The sequence below is a fragment of the Nonomuraea sp. NPDC049141 genome, from assembly GCF_040648415.1.
Classification (GTDB): Bacteria; Actinomycetota; Actinomycetes; order Streptosporangiales; family Streptosporangiaceae; genus Nonomuraea.
Window position 1 is genome coordinate 258,798 of sequence record NZ_JBEZDR010000007.1, and the last position, 21,176, is coordinate 279,973.

At 70.6% G+C, this 21,176-nt stretch carries 21 protein-coding genes and 1 tRNA gene; 9 read left to right on the forward strand and 13 right to left on the reverse strand.

Annotated features, from left to right (window positions below; all coding sequences use genetic code 11):
* Nucleotides 1-174: 174 nt before the first annotated feature.
* The 9 genes from AB0B91_RS22745 to AB0B91_RS22785 form a co-directional block, all read right to left on the reverse strand.
* Nucleotides 175-1,239 (reverse strand): cellulose binding domain-containing protein, encoded by a 1,065-nt coding sequence (locus AB0B91_RS22745; protein WP_358322786.1) that lies wholly within the window; start codon nucleotides 1,237-1,239, stop codon nucleotides 175-177.
* Nucleotides 1,240-1,300: 61 nt separating this feature from the next.
* Complete coding sequence (locus AB0B91_RS22750) at nucleotides 1,301-3,085, reverse strand: cellulase family glycosylhydrolase (RefSeq protein ID WP_358322789.1); 1,785 nt, start codon at nucleotides 3,083-3,085, stop codon at nucleotides 1,301-1,303.
* A 234-nt stretch (nucleotides 3,086-3,319) separates the two neighbouring features.
* Entirely contained in the window at nucleotides 3,320-4,438 is a 1,119-nt protein-coding gene (gene egtE, locus AB0B91_RS22755) for an ergothioneine biosynthesis PLP-dependent enzyme EgtE (protein ID WP_358322792.1), read from the reverse strand.
* Nucleotides 4,435-5,403, reverse strand: a complete 969-nt coding sequence (gene egtD / locus AB0B91_RS22760; protein ID WP_358322795.1) for an L-histidine N(alpha)-methyltransferase — start codon at nucleotides 5,401-5,403, stop codon at nucleotides 4,435-4,437. The genes egtE and egtD overlap by 4 nt, the downstream gene beginning before the upstream one ends.
* 18 nt (nucleotides 5,404-5,421) lie before the next feature.
* On the reverse strand, nucleotides 5,422-6,123 hold the full coding sequence (egtC, locus tag AB0B91_RS22765) for an ergothioneine biosynthesis protein EgtC (RefSeq protein ID WP_358322797.1): 702 nt from the start codon (nucleotides 6,121-6,123) through the stop codon (nucleotides 5,422-5,424).
* The gene (gene egtB / locus AB0B91_RS22770; RefSeq protein WP_358322800.1) at nucleotides 6,123-7,415 is read right to left on the reverse strand and encodes an ergothioneine biosynthesis protein EgtB; all 1,293 of its coding nucleotides are present in this window, start codon (nucleotides 7,413-7,415) and stop codon (nucleotides 6,123-6,125) included. Before egtB ends, egtC begins: the two co-directional genes overlap by 1 nt.
* Entirely contained in the window at nucleotides 7,412-8,617 is a 1,206-nt protein-coding gene (egtA, locus tag AB0B91_RS22775) for an ergothioneine biosynthesis glutamate--cysteine ligase EgtA (RefSeq protein WP_358322802.1), read from the reverse strand. Before egtA ends, egtB begins: the two co-directional genes overlap by 4 nt.
* A gap of 164 nt (nucleotides 8,618-8,781) precedes the next feature.
* Entirely contained in the window at nucleotides 8,782-9,021 is a 240-nt protein-coding gene (locus tag AB0B91_RS22780; protein ID WP_358322805.1) for a zf-HC2 domain-containing protein, read from the reverse strand.
* A 68-nt stretch (nucleotides 9,022-9,089) separates the two neighbouring features.
* Nucleotides 9,090-9,728 carry an RNA polymerase sigma factor gene (locus tag AB0B91_RS22785; protein ID WP_358322808.1) on the reverse strand — a complete coding sequence of 213 codons (639 nt, stop codon included), beginning with the start codon at nucleotides 9,726-9,728 and terminating at the stop codon, nucleotides 9,090-9,092.
* Between the two features lie 165 nt (nucleotides 9,729-9,893).
* Between AB0B91_RS22785 and AB0B91_RS22790 the strand changes: the two genes are divergently transcribed.
* Nucleotides 9,894-10,427, forward strand: a complete 534-nt coding sequence (locus AB0B91_RS22790; protein ID WP_358322810.1) for an NUDIX domain-containing protein — start codon at nucleotides 9,894-9,896, stop codon at nucleotides 10,425-10,427.
* Between the two features lie 14 nt (nucleotides 10,428-10,441).
* Here the strand turns inward: AB0B91_RS22790 and AB0B91_RS22795 are convergent, their stop codons facing one another.
* Nucleotides 10,442-11,026, reverse strand: coding sequence for a TetR-like C-terminal domain-containing protein (locus AB0B91_RS22795; protein WP_358323566.1), 585 nt, complete (start codon nucleotides 11,024-11,026; stop codon nucleotides 10,442-10,444).
* A gap of 91 nt (nucleotides 11,027-11,117) precedes the next feature.
* Here AB0B91_RS22795 and AB0B91_RS22800 point away from each other — a divergent pair, with 91 nt between their 5' ends.
* Both AB0B91_RS22800 and AB0B91_RS22805 read left to right on the forward strand, forming a co-directional pair.
* Nucleotides 11,118-12,317, forward strand: a complete 1,200-nt coding sequence (locus tag AB0B91_RS22800; RefSeq protein ID WP_358322813.1) for a cytochrome P450 — start codon at nucleotides 11,118-11,120, stop codon at nucleotides 12,315-12,317.
* A gap of 2 nt (nucleotides 12,318-12,319) precedes the next feature.
* Nucleotides 12,320-12,514, forward strand: coding sequence for a ferredoxin (locus AB0B91_RS22805; protein ID WP_358322816.1), 195 nt, complete (start codon nucleotides 12,320-12,322; stop codon nucleotides 12,512-12,514).
* 64 nt (nucleotides 12,515-12,578) lie between these two features.
* On the opposite strand, the gene AB0B91_RS22810 is transcribed toward AB0B91_RS22805, so the two are convergent.
* Nucleotides 12,579-13,763: a mannitol dehydrogenase family protein gene (locus AB0B91_RS22810; protein ID WP_358322819.1), complete on the reverse strand. Its 1,185-nt coding sequence runs from the start codon at nucleotides 13,761-13,763 to the stop codon at nucleotides 12,579-12,581.
* A 182-nt stretch (nucleotides 13,764-13,945) separates the two neighbouring features.
* On the opposite strand from AB0B91_RS22810, the gene AB0B91_RS22815 reads away from it, so the two are divergent.
* Genes AB0B91_RS22815 through larB form a run of 4 tightly spaced genes read left to right on the forward strand, consistent with a single transcriptional unit; the run spans nucleotide 13,946 to nucleotide 17,859 of the window.
* Nucleotides 13,946-15,157, forward strand: coding sequence for a lactate racemase domain-containing protein (locus tag AB0B91_RS22815; RefSeq protein ID WP_358322822.1), 1,212 nt, complete (start codon nucleotides 13,946-13,948; stop codon nucleotides 15,155-15,157).
* The gene (larC, locus tag AB0B91_RS22820; RefSeq protein ID WP_358322825.1) at nucleotides 15,154-16,380 is read left to right on the forward strand and encodes a nickel pincer cofactor biosynthesis protein LarC; all 1,227 of its coding nucleotides are present in this window, start codon (nucleotides 15,154-15,156) and stop codon (nucleotides 16,378-16,380) included. Before AB0B91_RS22815 ends, larC begins: the two co-directional genes overlap by 4 nt.
* A complete protein-coding gene (larE, locus tag AB0B91_RS22825; protein ID WP_358322828.1) occupies nucleotides 16,365-17,201 on the forward strand; it encodes an ATP-dependent sacrificial sulfur transferase LarE in 837 nt (278 codons plus the stop codon). The genes larC and larE overlap by 16 nt, the downstream gene beginning before the upstream one ends.
* Complete coding sequence (gene larB / locus AB0B91_RS22830) at nucleotides 17,194-17,859, forward strand: nickel pincer cofactor biosynthesis protein LarB (RefSeq protein ID WP_358322831.1); 666 nt, start codon at nucleotides 17,194-17,196, stop codon at nucleotides 17,857-17,859. Before larE ends, larB begins: the two co-directional genes overlap by 8 nt.
* Nucleotides 17,860-17,910: 51 nt before the next feature.
* Here larB and AB0B91_RS22835 read toward each other — a convergent pair.
* Nucleotides 17,911-17,984, reverse strand: a tRNA-Lys gene (locus tag AB0B91_RS22835).
* 100 nt (nucleotides 17,985-18,084) lie between these two features.
* On the opposite strand from AB0B91_RS22835, the gene AB0B91_RS22840 reads away from it, so the two are divergent.
* Entirely contained in the window at nucleotides 18,085-18,924 is an 840-nt protein-coding gene (locus AB0B91_RS22840; RefSeq protein WP_358322834.1) for a MoxR family ATPase, read from the forward strand.
* Complete coding sequence (locus AB0B91_RS22845) at nucleotides 18,917-20,269, forward strand: VWA domain-containing protein (RefSeq protein WP_358322837.1); 1,353 nt, start codon at nucleotides 18,917-18,919, stop codon at nucleotides 20,267-20,269. The genes AB0B91_RS22840 and AB0B91_RS22845 overlap by 8 nt, the downstream gene beginning before the upstream one ends.
* Here the strand turns inward: AB0B91_RS22845 and AB0B91_RS22850 are convergent.
* A complete protein-coding gene (locus tag AB0B91_RS22850) occupies nucleotides 20,266-21,030 on the reverse strand; it encodes a nuclease-related domain-containing protein (RefSeq protein ID WP_358322840.1) in 765 nt (254 codons plus the stop codon). The two genes, AB0B91_RS22845 and AB0B91_RS22850, sit on opposite strands and share 4 nt — an antisense overlap.
* Nucleotides 21,031-21,176: the final 146 nt, after the last annotated feature.

Genomic DNA, 21,176 nt, shown 5'->3' on the forward strand with positions numbered 1-21,176 from the left:
ACCGTCTACGACCTGGAGTGAGCGAGGACAACTGAGCGGAGACAAGACGATCAGACTGGCATCCCCGACAACATTCTGACTGTGCTCCCGGCGACGTGGCCGGGCCCGCCAGATGACGGACCCGATCCAGTGGTTCTTTGAGATTTGACATTGAGGCGGCGCCCCGCGACATGCTCAGCTGAGTGAACAGCTCACTTGGGGTAGCGCGTTGGTGGTGTTGTTCCAGGTGGCGGTGAAGCCGAAGGTCGTGGACGCGCCGACCGGCAGGTTGCCGTTGTAGCTCGCGTTGCGTGCTGTGACGGTGGCTCCGTTCTGGGTGAGTGTGGTGTTCCAGGATTGGGTGATCTGCTGGCCGTTGGCGAAGGTGAAGGTGGTCGTCCAGGCGGAGGAGGCGGTTGAGGAGTCGTTCTTCACGGTGATCTCGCCTTGGAAGGCGCCGCCCCACTGGGAGATCACCTTGTACGTGGCGGTGCACCGGGCCGGCGGCGGGGTCACCGACGGGGAGGGTGAGGTCGGTGGGGTCACGCCGTTGAGGATTTGCGCGAGCGGTGGGTACCAGCGGTCGGCCATCTTCTGGAAGCCGGTGTCGTTGGGGTGGACTCCGTCGCCGGTGTCGGTGGCCGTGTTGAAGCCGGTCCACAGGTCGGCGACGACGATGGGCGACTGTACGGTCGTGAGGCCGGCGGCCCAGCCCGGGATCGCGTTGTCGAGTGCCACCACATCAGCCGCACAGGTGGGGCAGCCGGACGGGTTCATAGGGATGATCTTGGCTACGATGATCTTCATGTTGGGGTTGTTGGCCCGCATCTGGCCGACCAGCTTGGTGTACGCGGCGAGGACGGTGCTGGTGGGGATGAAGCCGCCCCACATGTCGTTGGTGCCCAGGTGCATGAGGACGATGTCGGGTTTGGCCGCGTTCAGCCACGGCGGCAGTTGGTTCTGGTCGGCGATGCCGGTCGCGGCGTAGCCGCCGTGGCCCTCGTTGTCACCGTCGTACGAGTACCCGTAGTTGCAGCCGCCGTCAGGGACGCTGCCGACGAAGTCGATGTTCGTATATCCGGCGGTCTGCAAGTGGTGCCAGAGCTGGGCGCGCCAGCAGCCGGGTCCTGCGGTGATGGAGTCGCCGAGGGGCATGATGCGGACGGGGGCCGTCGCCGACAGCGCGGGCAGGGCGACGCCGAAGGCGACCGCCACGAGGAGCACGGTGAGGAAGGCGTACAGGTGGGATCTGCGACGCATGGCTGACTCCAGGTAGAGGGCACAACCGGGCCCGCCGACTGACGGACCCGGCCGAGTGGTTCTACGAGAGTGGGTTCTGGGTGAGCAGGTGTGCCTTGAAGCCCTCGCCGTAGGTGCTGGTGGGCGTTCCGCTGTAGTCGGTGATGAGTACGTTGCCCTGGCTGCAGCCCCATGGGTTCCAGGTCCAGGCGGTGTACCCGACGCCGTGCGCGTCGGCCCAGCTCATGACCTGGTCGATGTAGTCGTGGGCGCAGGAGTTCTGGCCGATCTCACCGGCGTGCACCGGCACCTGGGCCGCGACGGCGCCGACCTGGCTGTTCCAGCAGGCGGTGTTGGAGCAGGTGTTGAAGTTGTAGGTGTGCCAGGCGGCCATCAGGTTGCCGGTCGGGTCGGTCGGCTTGTACGTCAGCCACTGGCTCAGGTCGTTGGACCAGGCCAGTCCGCCGAGCATGATCACATTGGTGGCGCCGGTGGCGCGCACGGTGTTGACCAGCGACTGCATGCCGGCCACCGGGTAGCCGATGCCGGTGCAGGTGCCGCCGTCGCGCCAGCACTTCCAGCCGGCGGTGGCGTCCCAGTTGGCGGCCGCGTCCGGGTAGGGCTCGTTGAACAGGTCGAAGACGACCGCGTTGTTGCCCTTGAAGGCATTGGCCACCCCGGTCCAGAACGTCGGCGCGTACTGGGCGTCGGGCATCGGCTTCTGGCAGGTCGCCGTGGTGTCCGAGCAACCGGCGCCCTGGCCGGTGTACTGGCCGTAGTTCCAGTGCATCTCCACGATCGGCGTGATGCCGTTGGCGACCAGCAGGTTCACGTAGGTTTTGACGTTCTGCTGGTAGGTGGCGCCGCTGGGCGTGCCGTTGGTGCCGTTCCAGCACTCCTCGTTCAGCGGGATCCGGACCGCGTGGATGTTCCAGGCCTTCATCGCGTCGACCGAGGCCTGATCCACGGGGCCGCTGTCCCACATGCCCTTGCCCTGTACGCAGGCGAACTCGCCGCTGGCCCGGTTGACGCCCAGCAGGCGGTAGGTGGCGCCGGCGGCGGTGACCAGCCGGTTTCCCGAGACGTGCAGAGCGGGTGCCGCGCCTCCCGTGCTGCCGTCGTTGTCGACCTCGGTGGCGTTCACCGTCACCGAGGTCAAGCCGCTGGACGCCACGGTGATCGGCCGGGTGCCGTTCGTGGTGTCGCTGTCTTCCGAAGCGCTCAACGTCACCGTTTGCGGGGTGTTCCAGTTGGCCGTGGTGAAGGTCAGGGTGGCTCCGCCGGTCACGGTGATGTTGCTGTCACCGGTGCCCGCTGTGCTGGTGACCGTCACGTTGGCGGCCGGCTGGGACTGCAGGCGGACCGTGAAGCCGCCGGTCCCGCCCTCGGGCACGCTCACGCTGGTGGAGGAGGCCACCAGCGCCTGCTGCGTCCCGCCGGCACCGTTGCCGGTGCACGAGACGCTGGGCGGGTTGTTGTTGACACCCCCGGTGTAGGTGCCGTTGAAGCCGACGGTCCAGGTCGCCCCGGTGCCCTTGGCGGCGTTGTAGGAGACCGGATTGATGGTGATGACCGCCCCCGCCGGGGTGGGCGTCGCCGGGGTGGGTACGCCTTCCCACATCTGGGTGATCACCTGATTGTTGGGGAAGTCGAAGCTCAGTGCCCAAGTGGTCAACGGGTCACCGGTGTTGGTCACCGTTATGGTGGCGCCGAACCCGCTGCCGCTGTCCCAGCTCTTGGTATAGGTGGCCGAACACGACACGGCGGCGTCGGCCGCGCTCTGGACGGTGGCGAGCCCGAATCCGGCCAGCAGTACGGCGACTGCGGCCGTCCAGGCTCTGCGCCACAAGTTCCGGCGGAATGGCATGAGGGTCCTCCGTGACGAAACCGATGGGTACACCGCCTTCTTGAAGCGGCCAAGCAGCGCCCGTCCCGGCTCTCCCCGGCTTTTGGGAGCGCTCCCAACAATCTGCTGAACCGGTTTACCTCGCAAGAGCGTCCCCCGCCCCGGAAGTGGGGCACCCGCACCGACCTTGGACAAGACCGAGAACGCTGCTGAAACTTTCAGCCGGGGTCCGCCGACCCGAAAAGCGCTGATGCGTCAGGAGGCGAGGACGCGGGCCAGGGTATGCAGCGTCTCCGGAGAGGTGCCGGGCGGTGGGGAGACGCGGAGCACGGGTTCTCGTAGGTCCAACGGCGCCCGGCTGGTCGGCACGACGCTGACCAGCAGGGACGCCTCCGCCGCCCGGGCCGCGGCGTGCTCGGCCGTGTCGGTCGGCGGGGGTCTGAGCGTGACGAGGGCGGACGGCTCGTCGAGCGGTTCGGCCACGCGCCAGCCCCCGGCCCCGTCGAGGAGACCGCGTGCCGTACGACCGAGGTCGGCCAGAGCGGCTTGAAGCAAGGACGGGCCGAGCGCGTGCTGTTCGAGTACGGCCACACCGAGCCCGACCCGCGCCGCGATCGCTCCTTCTGAGCTCTCGTACCGCACCGCGCCAGGCAGTGGCACCGGCGACGGTTCGCTCCAGAGGTGCCCTCCGAGGGTGGGAGCCGCGGCGTCCATGGCAGGGGTGAGGTCGGGCACGATCAGGAAGCCGACGCCGCGCGGCCCGGCCAGCCACTTGCGCGAGGTCCCCACGTACGCGCTCGCGCCCGCCCCGCGTACCTCCACGTGCCCGAGCGACTGGCAGACGTCCAGCACGAGAGGGATCCCCGCCGCGCGGCACCGCGCCCCGATCTCGGCCGCCGGTTGCACGACGCCGCGGTGCGAGCCGATGTGGGAGAGGACCATCAGGTCCAGCCCGGCCCGCACGCCTGCAGCGTCGAGGCGGCCGTCGTCGTCCACCGGAAGTTCGACGAGCTTCCAGTCCCGCTGTTCGGCGAGGCGGCGCAGCAGCATCAGCGTGCTGCCGTACTCGCTGCGCGTGTATCCGACGCTGCTGCCCGACGCGAGCCGCCACCCGCCCAGCAGCGCCGCCATCGCGGCCGTCCCGCTCTCCAGGAAGGCCACGTCCTCCGGACCGGCGCCGACCAGCTCGGCCAGAGCCGACTTCGCCGTGGTCAGGTCCGGGACGGCGGCGTAGCCGCCGCGCTGCCGTTCCAGCCGCAGCTGCGCCATGACCGCGTCGAGCACCCGGTCGCTGGGCACGTTGCAGCCGGCCGCGTCGAGATGCCCGGGCGGTGCCGCGCCGCGCGCGGCCCGCCACAGGGTCCCAACGCTCACACTCCGGCCAGGACCAGGGTGAAGTCCCCGGCCGGGTCCGTGTAGCTGCGGCGCACCTCGAACCCCGCGTCCGCGAGCTCCGCCCGCAGCCCCTCCGGCCGGAACTTGGCGCTGACCTCGGTCCGCGTCTCCTCCCCCTCGGCGAAGTCGGCGACCAGCCCCAGCCCGCCGATCCGCACCCGCATGTCCCGGCTCGCCCGCAGCCGCATCTCGATCCACTCGTTCCGCTCGTCGTACAGCGCCACGTGCTCGAACGCCTCCGGGTCGAAGTCCGCCGCCAGCTCCCGGTTGATCACCCGCAGCACGTTCCTGTTGAAGGCGGCCGTCACCCCGGCCGGGTCGTCGTAGGCCGCGACCAGCCGCCCGGTGTCCTTCACCAGGTCCGCCCCGAGCAGGAACGTGTCTCCGGGCCGGAGCGTGGCCCGCAGGTCTTTCATGAACACCGCGCGGGCGGCCGGTTCGAGGTTCCCGATCGTGCCACCGAGGAAGGCCACCATCCGCCGCCCGGTACGCGGTAGCAACGCCAGATGGCGCTCGAAGTCGGCGCACACCGCCCTGACCCGCAGCCCGGGGAAGAGCCCGGCCAGCCGATGCGCCGCCGCCGACAGGGTGACCTCGTCGACGTCCACCGGCGTGTAGACGCGCGGGGCGAGAGCCTCGAGCAGCAGGACGGTCTTCTCGCTGGTACCCGAGCCCAGCTCGACCAGCGTGTCCGCACCGCTGGCGGCGGCCAGGTCCGCGGCCCGCGCGCGCAGGATGGCGAGCTCGCGCCGGGTCGGGTAGTACTCGGGCAACCGGGTGATGCGGGAGAACAACTCGCTGCCCGCGGCGTCGTAGAACCACTTGGGCGGCAGCCACTTGGGCACAGCCGTCAGTCCCGTCCTGACGTCGTGTTCGAGTGCCTGGCGTAGATAGCCGCGGTCAAGATGGTTGATCACGTGCACGGTGGACTGGCTGACGGGCATGAGGCCTCCCCGAGTGGATTACAACGGCTGGACGCGTACGTCGTCGCGGGTGACGGTCAGCAGGCTGCGCTCGGGTACCGCCTGCCATCCGGGCAGGTCGTCGAGCGGCTCGCTGGCCACCAGCACGCCGTCGTGAAGTCGGTGATGGAAGAGGGTGTCGCCCCAGACGGTGGCGGCGATCGACGCGCTGTCGCAGGCGAGCAGGTTCAGGCGAGCGCCGGGGTCCTTCTCCCCGGCGTGGACGACCACCTCGGCGAGCGCCTCGCCCAGGCCGAGCCCGGCGTGCCCGCGCTGGAACACGGCGGCGGCGACCCAGGCGGCGTCGCACGTGCTCTCGGCGTCGTCGGCCAGGTCCCTGACCGCGTCCCGCGCGACGCGGCCGTTGTGGCTGAGCAGCCACCGCCCGTCGGTGAACGGCGGGGTGGCACTCTCCTCGATCGGCATGCCGACGGTGGCCGAGCGGACGGCCGCCAGCAGGCAGGTCGAGCGGGCGATCCGCGCGAGCCCGGGCAGGTTGGCGTCGGTCCAGATAGGTACGGAACGGCGATACCGCACAGAGCGCCCCGATTCATACCAGCCCATGCCGTACCCGTCGGCGTTGATCGTGCCGTGACGCTGCCGCCGCGGCGCGTACGACTGTTTCAACAGGCCGTGTTCCGGCTCGTGAATGAGCCAGTCGAGCGAGCGGGCGGCGCCCAGCCAGGCCGCGTGCCTGCACATCAGACCCGCTCCGAACGGGCGCAGCGGAAGCCGGTGAAGATCTGCCGGCGGATCGGATAGTCCCAGTTCCTGAACGTGGTCCGCACCGCCGCCGGATCGGCCGCCCAGGAGCCACCGCGCAGCACCCGGTACTCCTGGCCGAAGAACACCTCGCTGTACTCCTTGTACGGAAAAGTGCGGAAGCCGGGATAGGGCTGGAACCAGGAGGCAGTCCACTCCCAGACGTCACCCACCATCTGCTCGGCCCCGTAGGCGCCGGCCCCGGCCGGGTAGGCGCCCAGCGGCGCGGGATGGGCGGCGCGGTGCCCGAGGTTCGCCCGGTCGGGGCCTGGGGCGTCCTCACCCCATGGGTACCTGTGCGCCTTCCCGGCCCGAGGGTCCCAGCCGCAGGCCTTCTCCCATTCGGCCTCGGTGGGGAGCCGCTTGCCCGCCCAGCGGGCGTAGGCGTCGGCCTCGTACCAGCTCACGTGCTGGACCGGCTCGTCCATCGGGACCGGCTCGGTACGGCCGAAGCGGGTACGCGACCAGGCGGCGCCGTCCCTGACCCAGAACAGCGGGGCGAAAACCCCGCTCCGCTGCCGCCACTGCCAGCCCTCCGCCGACCACCAGCGCGGGTCGTCGTAGCCGCCGTCCTCGATGAACGCCTCGTAGGCGCGGTTGCCCACGGGCAGCCGGTCGATCCAGTACGCGGGCAGGTCCACCCGGTGGGCCGGCCGTTCGTTGTCGTAAGCCCAGGGCAGGGTGTCGGTGCCCATGACGAAGGAGCCCGCGGGCACGAAGACCTCTTCCGGACCCTCGCTGCGGCCCGGCGGAAGGTCGCCGTCGCGCACCAGCCCGGGCTGCCCGGACAGTTGCAGGGTGGCGAGCATGGTCTCGTCATGCTGATGCTCGTGCTGGATGACCAGGCCGAACACGAAGCCGTCGCGGTGCAGCGGGGCGGGTCCGTCCAGGTCGATCGCATCGAGGACGTCGAGCACCCGCCCGCGTACGCCCTCGATGTAGCGGCGGGCCTCGGCCGGGCCCAGGAAGGGCAGGCTGGGACGATCCTTGCGCGGCGTCTTGAACGCGTCGTAGATGTCGTCGATCTCGGGCCGCAGCGGGTCGATGCCCCCGGCCGCGCGCAGCACCCAGAGCTCCTCGTAGTTGCCCACGTGCGCCAGGTCCCACACCAGTGGCGACATCAACTGGGAGTGCTGGCGTACCAGCAGGTCGTCCTCCGCCGCCGTGTAGGTGAGTGACCGGTCGCGCACCGCGATGAGCTCGGCCGCGATGCGTTCCTTGAAGTCGTTCATTCCCGTCCCTCGTCGCTCGGCCAGTTCGGGACATCCAGCAGGTCGGACGCAGGTGAGCGGCCCGTGCTCACGTGCCGGTCGGCGAACGCGGCCACCTCGCCGACCAGGCCGGGGCTCGCGCCGCAGCGTGGCAGCGCCTCCAGCGCGGCGCGGAAGCACGCCTCGGCGACCCGGCGCAGGTGCGGGTCGGCCAGCCCGCACCGCGCCGCCACCCCCCACAGCCGGCGGTACGGCTCCGCGGCGGCCATCGCGGCGTCGGCGGCGCGGTCGTCCATGATGAGGGCATGGGTCACGGCCACACAGACCGGCCAGATCGCCGGGTGCTGGGCGTCGAGGTAGCGGATCTCCAGCCAGCCCCGGGGCCGCACCGGTGGAAACAGCGTCGTGGCGTGGTAGGCCAGGTCCTCGGCGGTGGGCCGCCGCCCGCCGTCGGCCGTCAGCCAGTCTCGGAACGTGGAGCCATCACGGACCGGGCGATAGCTCTGCTCGTCCTCCCGTACCAGCATGAGCCGGGCATCCAGCAGGTATTCCGCCCAGTCCGCGGCAGGATCGCCCGAGGCGGGCACGGGCGAGGTCCTGGTGGGGTCGAGGTGATCCCAGACGGCCTGACGGCCCGACATCCAGCCGCACGGCCGGCCATCGCTCAGCGGCGAGTTGGCGAAGGCCGCCATCAGCACGGGGCCGAACGCGTGCGCCCGATCCCATCGCGCCGCCGGCCGCTCCCCCAGGTCCAGGTTGACCTGGATCGACGCGGTCGAGCACATCATGAGCTGCCCGTACGGCACACCGAGGAACTCGGCCATCGCCTCGTACCGGGGCTCACGCAACTGGCGGCGGGCCGGGCGTACCGGATCGAGGCCGATTCCGGCCAGCACCAGCCCTGCCGCTCGCAGGGCGGCGCGTACGGCGGCCACGTCGCCGGCCAGGCGGGCCAGCGCCTCCGGCAGCGGGCCCGCCGGGCCGGACAGTTCGAGCTGACCGCCCGGTTCGAAGGTCAACCGGCTGCCGCCGGCCAGTTCGGGCAGGGCCCGCTCGATCCTGGCCAGCGAGACCTGCCTGGCCACCTCCGTACGGTCGAAGATCAGGAATTCCAGCTCCACGCCCACCCGGTCCGCGGCGGCGGGACGGAAGCAGTGACGCGCGAAATCCGCCACCTCTGAGGCGTCCCGCAGCGGCGTACTCTCGGCTGTAAGCCCGATCATCGGCCCCCCTCGCATGGCGCATGGGTCTTGATGGTCCGCGTCCAGCGATCCGCCGCAGGCAACGGCGTCCCCATCTACAGACCCGCGAAGGGCGTAAGCGTTACAGACGGATTTTTCCGGATATCGGATGCGGTGTGACCGGCCGCTACGTCACCTGGAGGGCCTTATGACGGTCGCCGCTCGCGGAACGCGGACATGAGCCGGTCGCGCACGCCGGCGGGGAGTTTCTCCGGGGGCGGATCGCCTAAGGCGGCGATGGTCGCGCGGAACTGTTCGAAGTAGCGGCTACAGCCCTGGCAACAGGCCAGGTGCGCGTGCGCACCCTCGCGCTCGGCCGGATCGAGGGCGTCGTCAAGATAGGCGGTGATGAGATCCACCAGCTCGTCGCATGTGAAGCGCTTCACGACGCCGACCGCCTTGTCTCCTGAATGAACCGTTTCACCTATTGTGCCGCCGCGCGGAGCCGACGGCGCTAGTCCGGCTGTCCCACGGACTCGAAATAGTCCGCGAGCCAGCCGCGCACCGCGACACGGGCGCGATGCAGCAGGACCCGCTGGTTGGCGGCGGAGATCTTCAGGATCTCGCACACCTCGTCGGAGGTGCACCCCTCCACGTCCCGCAGGGTGATCACGATGCGCTGCCGGGGCGGCAGCCTGGCCAGGACCTCGCCGATCAGGCCGCGCACCTCCGAGGCCAGCGCCTCCCCCTCGGGCGTCGGCCAGGCCGCGGGCGGATCCGTCCAGCCGCCCGGCGGCACCGGGTCGAGGTGCTGCTCGGCGGCGTTGCCACCGTCTCCCTCGAAGGCGCTCCACGGCAGCGTGCGCCGCTCGCGGACGCCGCGCTTCTTCGCCGTGTTGACCACGATGCGGAATATCCACGTCTTGACCGAGGAACGGCCCTCGAAGCCATCGATCCCGCCGATCACCGCCAGCCAGGTGTCCTGGACGACCTCTTCCGCGGAGTGGTCGGTGGACACGTAGGACCTGGCCACGCGCAGCATGCCCCGGGACCAGGTGTCGAGCAGCGCCGCGAACATCGCCTCATCACCCGCGCGGAGGGCCCGGACAATGACGTCATCCGAGGGCAACCCTCCGCCCGCGAAAGACCTCACGATCGCTTCCCTCCGGTCAGACGTCGGGACATCCATGACATCCGGGCCGACCCGCGCCCCGCATCTACCCAGGCTAATCTGCCCACCAGCGCGGCCCGGAGGCTGGGCGGCCTCCTGCGTATTCTCAGAAGATGAAATCTCCGGCGAATCGATGAGGAGCATCCCATGCGTCGGTCGGAAAGGCTGCTCTACGCGGCGAACGGGGTCGACCTCAGCGTCGTGGACCTCGAACTGACCGACGGAGAGCACATGGAGCAACCTTTCATCCGCACGCCGCAAGCCGCCGGAGCGGTGGTCTTTCATGACGGGTGCGCGCTGTTGCTGTGGCGGCACCGCCCTGTCACCGACACGTGGGGGTGGGAGATCCCACTCGTCGAGATCGGCCCGGACGAGGACCCTGAGAGGGCCGCGGCCCGTCTCGTGGAGGAGCAGACCGGCTGGCGCCCCGGGCCCCTGACGCCACTGATCCGGATCCGCACCGCCGAGGACGTCGCCGACAGCGACCACGTGATCTTCGTCGCCTACCAGGCCACCCGCATCGCCGCGTCGGCCGGCGATCAGGCTCACGAACGGGCCGAATGGCTCCCGGTGCTGGGCATCCAGCGGCTGATCAGCGAGGAGGCCATCACCTCCGCGACCACGGCGGCGGCCCTGCTGCACCTCCTGGCCGACCTCCTGCAGGCCTGCGCGTCACACTGAAATGGCCGTCGCCCTCAGTCGTCACCGGACTCCAGGCGATAGAGCGCGTTCAGCAGGGGCCAGGTGGCGGCGGCCATCTCGGCCGGGGTTCGCGGACATCCGCGCTGGAGCCAGTCGACCGACACCCCGATGAGCGCACCGGCGGTGAAGGCCGCCGTGACATCGGGCGGAACGGGCGAAAGGTCGTCGAGCAGGTGGTCGCTGGTCGCCTCGGTGATCCGAGCGCGAATGTGGTCGATGACGCGCGCGCTGCCCTGTGATCCCAGCAGCGCGCGGAAGAGCCCGGCGTGCTCGGCCAGGCTGGCGAAGAAGGCGGTCAGCGATTCGGTCGTGTCCTGGGCCAGGTCGCCGGAGTCGAGCGAGGGCTTGGGCACCGCCTGGAGCAGGTCGTCGATCATCGCCGTACAGGCGTCCTCGGCCAGTTCGTGCACATCGCGGTAGTGGTCGTAGAAGGACGAGCGGCTCACTTCGGCGAGTTCGGCGACGTCCGAGACGCTGATTCTGGCCAGCTCCTGCTCCGCGACGAGCTGGATCAGCGCGCGGGCCAGGGCCGCTCGGGTGCGGCGAACGCGCCGGTCGCTCGCTTGGGTCTTGATCATCGCCACAGAAACAGCCTATCGCATGACGACATGTGTCGGTTTTCCTACAGATGTAGGCTAATGACATGACCCGTCGAGAAGGAGTAGCCACGTGACCCTGGCCTATCCGATCCCCAACGACGCAGCGCTGGAACCGCCCGCCGAATGGGCGAAGCTGCGTGGCGAGTGCCCGGTGGCGCACGTGAAGCTGCCCAGCGGCGACCAGGCGACCCTGCTGACCCGCTACGAGGACGTCAAGCAGGTGCTCGCCGACCCGCGCCTCAGCCGCCTGCTCAACGCCCCGGACGCGGCCCGGCTGTCGGACACCGACGATGGCGGCCTGTTCAGCAGCGAGATGGCGGCGATCATCCCGGACGGCGGCGAGGAGCACCAGCACTGGAGGCGCCTGGTCGGCAAGTGGTTCACCGCCAAGCGCATGTCCGCCCTGCGCCCCCAGATGGCGCGGATCGCCGAGCAATTGATCGACCAGATGGTCGAGCGCGGCCGGCCCGCCGACCTCAAAGCGTCGCTGGGCTTTCCGCTGCCGGTCTACGTCATCTGCGACATGCTCGGCGTGCCCGCCGCCGACCGCGAGCGGTTCTCCTACTGGTCCGACACCCTGCTCAACCTGACCAAGTACGAGAAGGCCGAGATCGACGCCGCGCAGGCCGAGTTCTTCCAGTACATGTCTGACCACCTCGCCGCCAAGCGCGCCGAACCCGGTGACGACCTGCTCAGCGAGCTGATCGCGGCCGGCGGGCCGGAGGACGGCGGGCTGACGGAGCTCCAGGTGCTGGTCACCGGGATGGCGCTGCTGGTCGCCGGGCACGAGACCACCGCCAACATGATCGGCAAGATGGTGGCGATGCTGCTGGCCGACCGCACGCGCTGGGAGCGGCTGCTGGCCGACCCGTCGCTGATCCGCACCGCGGTGGAGGAGTCGCTGCGCTTCGACGCCAACTCCGGCTTCGGCCTGCCCCGCTATCTGCCCGAGGAGACCGAGGTCGGCGGCACGGTGTTGCCGAAGGGCACCACGGTGATCTGCAGCATGGCCGCCGCCAACCGCGACGAGGGCGCCTTCGCGGCCGCCGACCGGTTGGATCTGACCCGCAGCCCCAACCCGCACCTGGCCTTCGGCTCCGGCGCCCACTCCTGCCTCGGCCAGGCGCTGGCCCGCACCGAACTGCAGGTCGTGCTGGAGGTTCTGCTGCGCAAGCTCCCGACCCTGGACCTGGCGGTGTCGGTGGAGGAGTTGGAGCGGTTGGACGGTCTGGCCGTCGGCGGCCTGCTCAAGCTTCCGGTGAGGTGGTAGCGGTGAAGATCACTGTTGACGAGGAGAAGTGCTGCGGCGCCGGCCAGTGCGTGCTGATCGCGCCGGAGGTCTTCGACCAGCGCGAGGATGACGGCATCGTCATCCTGCTGGACGCCGAGCCCGGCGCGGACCAGCACGCGGCGGTCCGCGAGACCGCCGCCGTCTGCCCCGCCGGGGCCATCTTCCTGGACGAATAGACAGCCGGGCTGGAGCCGAGCGGGCCCGAGAGCACGAAGACCAAGGGTGGCGACGCCGAACGGCTCAGGCGAGCTCGCGTGCCTGCCGAGCCACTGCCGAAGTGAGCTCGACGTCGTCGGCCAGACCGAGATCGGTCAGCGACGCCCCCGGCGTGCGCAGCAACCAGGCCGCGAGCACGCGGATCGCCCCTTCGGGCAGCCTGCCCTGCTTCCGTTCGGCGCGCAGGACCGGCAGCACGCGGGTGGCGATCTTCTGGTGGCCGTTTTCAGCGATCTTCGCCAGTGTGTGCCTGATCCTCGGGTTCGCGAAGCGTTCCAGCAGGGCATCACGGTAGGCGGCCAGTTCGATGTCGGGAAGCCCACGGGAGGCCTCCTCCCACCACTGCGCCAGCCAGGCGCGGCAGACAGGATCGGCCACGGCCTCGGCCACGGTCTCGTGCCCGCGCAGGGGCCCGCCGTAGGCCAGCAGGGAATGCCCGCCATTGAGCAGGCGCAGCTTGCGGTCCTCGAACGGCGTGACATCGGCCATGAACCGGGCGCCCGCCTCCTCCCAGGCCGGTCTGCCCGCCGGGAAGTCGCCGGCCAGCACCCACTCGCTGTACGGCTCCGTGACCACCGTGGTCGGGTCGTCCTCGGTGGAATAGGGCGTGATCCGGTCCACCATCGTGGAGACGTACGTGGCGTGCCGCACCGCGGCTGAGTGCCCCGTGGCCTCGGCCAGCTCGGCGAGCACGCGTTCGATCAGCTCGCCGTTGCCCGGCAGGTTGTCGCAGGGCACGATCGCGACCGGCCCGTGCCCGGCCTCCCGGCGAGCCACGAGCCCGGCCAGCAGCCGCGCGGCGGCCGTCGTCACCGGTGCACGGGGGTCGGCGCGGAGCGTCTCGGCATCGGAAGGCGTTCCGGGAACGTCGGAGGAGGTGCCCGGAACGTAGCCCGCCTCCGTGATCGTCAACGTGACGACGGCCAGGTCGGGCCGCCGCCAGTAGTCCAGCCACACGTCGTGGTCACTGCCCGGATGGGCGGCGACCAGGGATTCGACGACCTCACGCCGGTCGCCGTCGGGCGCGCGGGTGATCAGGGTATAGCGCCCCTCCCGCGCGGCGAGCCGTGCCGCCAGGTCGGTGCCGCGGTGGCTGAAGGCGGCGATCCCCCACTGCTCGGCGTCGGGCGCGTGGTGGGTGTACCAGGCCTGGTGGGCGCGGGCGAACCCGCCCAGGCCCACATGGAGGATGCGCACCGGACGTCTCACAGCTTGAACGCCTTTCGCGGGTCGACGGTGGAGAAGACCGTCTCTTCCACGGCGAACAACACTATCCGGCGTGCAACAGGCGGGTGGCATGGTGGTCGGGCGCGATGAACAGCTGGGTCGGCGAACGGCATGAGGCGCCGCGCAATTTGCCAGGTGGGCCACGCGCATGGTCGGCTGCACGCATGACCCAACAGATCGGCGGTCCCGGCGTCGTTCTCACCGATGAGCAGGTGCGGCGCTTCGTGGCCGAGCGGCTCATGGCCGAGGATCTCGACGGCCGCAGTGTCTGCGTGGTGGTCCCCGACGGGACCCGCACCTGCCCGCTCCCCCTCCTGCTCACCGCCGTTCGCGACGCGCTGGAGGGCCGGGTGAGCCGCCTGACCGTGCTCATCGCGCTGGGCACCCACGCCCCGATGGACGACACCGAGCTGGCCCCGGGGGTCCATGCGATCAACCACGCCTGGTGGGAGCCGTCGACGTTCGTCTCCCTCGGCACGATCTCCGCCGACCGGATCGGCGAGCTGTCGGGCGGGTTGCTGCGGCACGAGGTGGACGTACGGATCAACCGCGCGGTAGTGGAGCACGACGTCGCGCTGGTCCTCGGGCCGGTCTTCCCGCACGAGGTGGTCGGCTTCTCCGGGGGCAACAAGTACTTCTTTCCCGGCGTCGCGGGCGCGGATGTGATCGATCTGTCGCATTGGCTCGGCGCGCTGATCACCAGCTCGGAGATCATCGGCACACGCGGCATCACCCCGGTGCGCGCCCTGATCGACGAGGCCGCCTCGCTGATCCCGACCCGGCGGCTGGCGTTCTGCCTGGTGATGCAGTCGGGGTCGGACAAGCTGCATGCGATCGCGTACGGCACACCGCAGCAGGCGTGGGCGGCGGCGGCCGGGGTCTCCGCGGAGACACACGTCCGCTACCTCGACAAGCCCGTCAAGCGCGTCGTCTCCATCATTCCGACGAAATATCAGGACATGTGGACGGGGGCGAAGGGCTTCTACAAGCTCGAACCCGTGGTCGCCGACGGCGGCGAGGTCATCCTCTACGCCCCGCACATCTCCTCGATCTCCGAGATGCACCCCGAGATCGAGGAGATCGGCTACCACTGCCGCGACTACTTCACCAAGCAGTGGGACCGCTTCGAGCACCTGCACTGGGGCGTCCTGGCCCACTCCACCCACCTGCACGGCTCGGGCACCTACTCGCCGGAGGAGGGCGAGCGCTGCCGGGTCCGGGTCACCCTGGCCACCGCCATCCCCGAGCGGACAGTCCGCCGGGCCAACCTCGGCTACCTTGACCCGGCCAGCGTCGACCTCGAAGCGCTGGCCACCGATCCCGAGACGTTGGTGGTGCCCGAGGCGGGCGAGGTCCTCTACCGGCTGCGCTCATGAGGCGGGCCTGGATCGACGCCTCGGCCGGGATCGCGGGAGACATGCTCCTGGCCGCGCTGCTGGACGCGGGCGCCGGCCTGGAAACGGTCCGCGCGGCCGTGGCGGCGGTCATCCCGGATGAGGTACGACTGACGCCGCGCCAGGTCACCCGAGCCGGGATGCGGGCCACTCACGTGCGGGTCGAGAGCACCGACCACCACCCGCACCGAACCTGGGCCGAGATCCGCGACCTGATCGGCCGCGCCACTCTTCCGGAACAGGTGCGCGGAGACGCCCTGGCGGTGTTCGAGCGGCTGGCGCGGGCCGAGGCTCGGGTCCACGGCGTGCCTGTGGAAGACGTCCACTTCCACGAGGTCGGCGCCTGGGACTCGATCGCCGACGTGGTGGGCGTATGCGCGGCCCTCCATGATCTGGGCGTGCGCGAGCTGAGCGCGGGTCCGGTGGCGGTCGGCTCGGGCCGGGTGCGGACCGCCCACGGAGAGCTCCCGGTCCCGGTGCCCGCCGTGGCCGAGCTCGCCGCCGGTCGGCGGATCCTCGCGGGTGGAGAGGGCGAACTGGCCACCCCCACCGGCATGGCCCTGGTCACCGCGCTGGCCCGCGAGTGCGCCGAACTGCCGCCCATGCGCCTGGAGGCCACCGGGGTCGGCGCCGGCGGCCGTGACGTCCCCGAACGCCCCAACGTCGTACGCGTCCTGCTCGGCGCCGACGAGCAGGACGCCGGGAGGCAGGCGGAGGATTCGGTCCTCCTGGAGGCCAACGTCGACGACCTCGACCCCCGGGTATGGCCTTCCGTCCTGACCGCACTGCTCGAAGCGGGCGCGGCCGACGCCTGGCTGGTGCCGATCCTGATGAAGAAAGGCCGCCCCGCCCACACCCTCTGCGTCCTGGCGGCCACCGCGCGGGCGGATCCGCTGCGTGCGGCGATCTTCCGGCTGACCACGACGCTCGGCGTGCGCGAGCGGGCCGTGCGCAAGACCGCGTTGGCGCGTGGCTGGGCGCACGTGGAGGTCCTCGGCGCCCGCCTCCCCGTCAAGGTCGGGTACCGCGAGGGAGTGATCGTACAGGCCACGCCGGAGTTCGAGGACGCCGCCCGCCTCGCCGTACAGGAAGAACTCCCGGTCCGCGCGGTGCTGGACGCGGCCCTGGCGGCCGCCCGCACGGCCCGGCTCGCTCCCGGCGAGCCGGTTCCCTCTCACCTGGAGGACACATGCTCCCCCCACTGACCGGCCCTGAGGCCGCGCTCGCGGACCGGGCGGGCGCCCTGCTCCGGGTCGACGGACGGCTCGGTGTGGCCTTCTCCGGCGGCGTCGACTCCTCGGTCCTGCTGGCGCTGGCCGTCCGCGAGCTGGGCGCCGACCGGGTCGTGGCGGTCCTCGGCGTGTCGCCGAGCCTGGCCGCCGACGAGCGCGCGGCGGCCCACCAGGTCGCCGCGTACATCGGCGCCGAAGTGATCGAGGTGCCCACGTACGAGGGCGATCTGCCCGCCTACCGCGCCAACGGCCCGGACCGCTGCTTCCACTGCAAGGACGAGCTGTTCACCCGCATCTCCGCGGCCGGGCTCGGCCTGGCCGCGGTCGCCTACGGTGAGAACGCCGACGACGTGCGGCGCCCCGACCGGCCCGGCAGCCGCGCCGCCGCCGACCACCGGGTGCTCCGCCCCCTCGCCGACGCCGAACTGGACAAGGCCGCCGTCCGCCGCGTCGCCGCCGCCCTGGGCCTGCCCAGCGCCGACAAGCCCGCCGCCCCCTGCCTGGCCTCGCGCGTCCCGCACTTCGAGGAGGTCACGCCCGAGAAGCTGCACCAGATCGAGCGGGCCGAGCACGCGCTGCGCGCGCTGGGCCTGCGCGAATGCCGGGTCCGCCACCATGGCGAGATCGCCCGGATCGAGGTGCCCGTCGCCGACCTCCCGCTGCTCGCGGGCGAGCTACGGGAGCAGGTGTTGTCCGCGGTACGGCAGGCGGGCTTCCGCATGGTCGCCGTCGACCTGGCGGGCATCCAGTCGGGGGCTTTCACGCTGCCGTTGGTGGAGGTACGGGGTGGCTGACGCCTGGCAGCCGCCCGCCTCCTTCGCCCGGCTCGACGACGACCGGGTGGCGCGGCGGGGCTATCCGGAGGCGGTCTACTGCGAGGGCAAGACTCCCGAGCAGGTCCGCGCGATCGCGGCCCGGCTGACGGGCGACGCGGTCACGCTCTTCACCCGCGCCACCCCTGAGCACGCGCATGCCGTACGGGATGAGCTGCCGGACGCGCGGTACGAGCCGGAAGCCCGGCTGCTGGCCTGGCCACCGGAGCCACCCGCGCCGTCCGGCGGGCGGGTGGTCGTGCTGGCGGCGGGCACTTCCGACCTGCCGGTGGCCCTGGAGGCGGAGCTGACCGCGCGCTATCTCGGCCGCGAGTGCGAGCTGGTGGTGGATGTCGGCGTGGCAGGGCTGCACCGGGTGCTGGACCAGCTCGACCTGTTGCGCGCTGCCCGGGTCGTGGTGGTGGCGGCCGGGATGGACGGCGCGCTGCCGAGCGTGGTGGCGGGGCTGATCAGCGCGCCGGTGGTCGCCGTGCCGACCTCGGTCGGCTACGGCGCCGCCTTCGGCGGCCTGGCCCCACTGCTGGCCATGCTCAACGCCTGCGCGCCCGGCGTCGCCGTGGTCAACATCGACAACGGCTACGGCGCCGGTCACCTGGCGGCTCAGATCGCCTGCCGTTGAGCGTGAACGAAGAAACCCCAGTCCGGAAATCCGGGCTGGGGTCTTTCGGCGTGCGCCGTCAGGGACTCGAACCCCGGACCCGCTGATTAAGAGTCAGCTGCTCTAACCAACTGAGCTAACGGCGCTTGCAGAGAGGAATATACCGGCACTCCGCATCCTGGTCGAATCGGTATCACCTGCCTGCCAGCCGCTAGAATAAAGTTCGGCATTCAGACAGGAGCATCGATGTTCGACTCGCCCGCCGCCGTGACCGAGCGGCTCGCCGCCGTTGACTATCTCTCCGACGACGCCATCTCCACCTCGGTGTTCCTCGCCGCCGCCCTCGGCAAGCCGCTGCTGGTCGAAGGCCCCGCGGGGGTGGGCAAGACGCAGCTGGCCAAGGCCGTGGCGCTGGCCACCGGCTCCGAGCTGATCAGGTTGCAGTGCTACGAGGGGCTCGACGAGGCCAGGGCCCTGTACGAGTGGAACTACAAGAAGCAGCTCCTGCGCATCCAGGCCACCAGCGCGGATGACGACATCTTCAGTGAGGAGTTCCTGCTGGAGCGGCCGCTGCTCAAGGCGATCCGGGCCGGGGTGCCGACCGTGCTGCTCATCGACGAGACGGACAAGGCGGATGTGGAGGTCGAGGGGCTGCTGCTGGAGCTCCTGTCGGACTTCCAGGTGACGATCCCGGAGCTGGGCACCATCAGCGCGGTGCGCAAGCCGTACGTCGTGCTGACCTCCAACGCGACCCGCGAGCTGTCCGAGGCGCTCAAGCGGCGCTGCCTGTACCTGCACATCGAGTACCCGACGCCGGAACGCGAGCGCGACATCGTGCTCAGCCAGGTGCCGACGATCCGCGCGGACCTGGCCGAGCAGCTGGCCAGGACCGTGGCCACGCTGCGGTCCCTGGAGCTGAAGAAGGCGCCGTCGGTGGCGGAGACGGTCGACTGGGCGAACACGCTGCTCGCTCTGGGGCGCGACGAGCTGGACGAGGCGACTGTGGCGGGCACGCTGGGCGTGGTGCTCAAGCACGCCTCCGACCACGCTCGCGCGGTCAAGGAACTCGGGCTGCCTCATGAGTGACACGTCGCTGGTCGACAGGCATGTCGGGTTCGTGCATGCGCTGCGGGAAGCGGGGCTGCCCGTGTCGCTGGCCGAGGGGCTCGACGCGGTGCGGGCGCTGCGGGTGATCGACCTGACCGAGCGCGAGTCGCTGCGCGCCGCCTACGCGGCGACGCTGGTCAAGAAGCCGGGGTACCGTCCCGGGTTCGACATGCTGTTCGATCTGTGGTTCCCGTCCTCCACAACCGGTCTGAGCACCATAAAAAATGACAGCGCGGAGCTCAGTGAGCTGCGCGACCACCTGGCCCGGCTGCTCACCCATGGCGGTGAGGCCGAGATGCGGGAGTTCGCCAGGGACATGGTCGGGCGGTTCGGCCGGCAACCGGCGGGTCCCGGCCGCCAGAACTGGTTCTCCTACAGCGTCCTGCGCGCGTTGTCCCCCGAGACGCTGATGGCGCGGATCCTCCAGGAGGTCCTGGCCGGTCAGGAGCGCGGCGGCCTGGCCGAGAAGACGGCGCGGCAGCGGGTGAACGCCGGCATCAAGCGCTTCGAGGACGCGGTCGCCACCGACGTACGCCGCCGCATCGCCGAGGACTCCGGCGTCGAACGCATCGCCCGCTCGGCCGTCCGCCCCCCGCTCGACCAGCTCGACTTCCTCCGCATCACCAAGGCGGACCTGGCCAGGCTGCGGCGAGAGGTCTACCCGCTGGCCAGGCGCCTGGCGGCCAGGCTGACGATCAAGCATCGGAAGGGCAGACGCGGCCGGCTCGACTTCCGCCGCACCATGCGGGCCTCGCTGCAGAGCGGCGGCGTCCCGCTGACCACGCATTTCAAGCCGCCCCGGCCGCACAAGCCCGAGCTGGTGATCCTCTGCGACACCAGCGACTCGGTCTCGTCGTTCGCGCACTTCACGCTGCTGCTCACGTACGCGCTGAGGGAGCAGTTCACCAAGGTACGGGCGTTCGGGTTCGTGGACACGGTCGACGAGATCACCCGCTTCTTCGTCCCCGGCGCGGACGTGGTGGAGGCGATGACGCGGCTGGCCAACGAGGCGGACATGGTGCGCTTCGGCCGGACGAACTATGGCCATTCCTTCGAGCGGTTCGCCGAGCGCTACGGCGACGCGATCGGCTCCAAGACGTCGCTGCTGATCCTCGGCGACGCCCGTTCCAACTACCAGCCGGCCGCCGTCGACACCCTGCGCGCCCTGGCGGCCAAGGCCCGGCACGCCTACTGGCTGAACCCGGAGCCCCGGCAGCAGTGGGACACGGGCGACTCCATCGCCACCGACTACGACGCGGTCGTGCCGATGTACGAGTGCCGCAACGTCGCGCAGCTCAGCGCCTTCATCCAGGACCTGGCCTAGGCACGCTGGAGCTCCCGGGCGGCGGTGCGGGTGAGCAGCTCGATCTGCTGCTCGTCGAGCACCTCTCCGGCGGTCGCCTTGATGCGCCGGGCCACCAGGCTCGGCTTGAGCAGCGTGAGGCCCTCAGCGGTGACCTGACCGCCGCGCGGCAGCAGGCCGCAGTGCACGGCGAGCAGCGGGGTGATCGTCACCGGGATCCCGGTCTCGCGGGTCAGCAGCTCGGCGAAGGCGTTGGAGGTGTCGACCAGCGACTTGGCCACCTTGCTGCCGTACTTCTCGCCGAAGAAGAGCCGCCCGGTGTAGGTGGCGATCTCGGTGTCGGGGCTCCACGACTCGTTGTCGATGACCCACACGCCGCCGGGTCCGATCACGAGGTGGTCGATGGACGCCTGATCCCTGATGGCCCGGCCGTCGAGGACGCTGTAGCCGTGCTTGCCGAGCGAGCGGCGGAGCATCCGGCCGGTGATCACCTCACCGCGCCGCCGGCCACGCCAGACCGCGGTCAGGCGGAAGGAGCGCCAGGCGACATACCAGTCGATGCCGGCCACGAGGCCCGCGAACGCGAGGCCGTAGAGGGCGGTGAGCCCTAGGTCGAAGCGGAGCGCCAGGCCGATGCCCGCCGCGAAGCCAACGGCCGCCTTGATCATCCTTGATCGCTTGCGGTTGTTGGCGTCCTCGCGCCAGAACTTCTCGTAGTACCACTGCGGCGATGCCCCAGTGAACTTCTCGTCCTGCTGCACGTAAATAGAGCCACCGGGCACGGCAAACTCCCCCAATGAGTCGCTGCATCCATCAGGATCTGCCACGCCGAAGATCCTCGCCGAGTTAATTAATACCCCACGCGCCCCCGGCGGAAGCAAGGGGACCCTAAGGTGACGGAAATAGCACCTGTCGGAACGTCATCAAC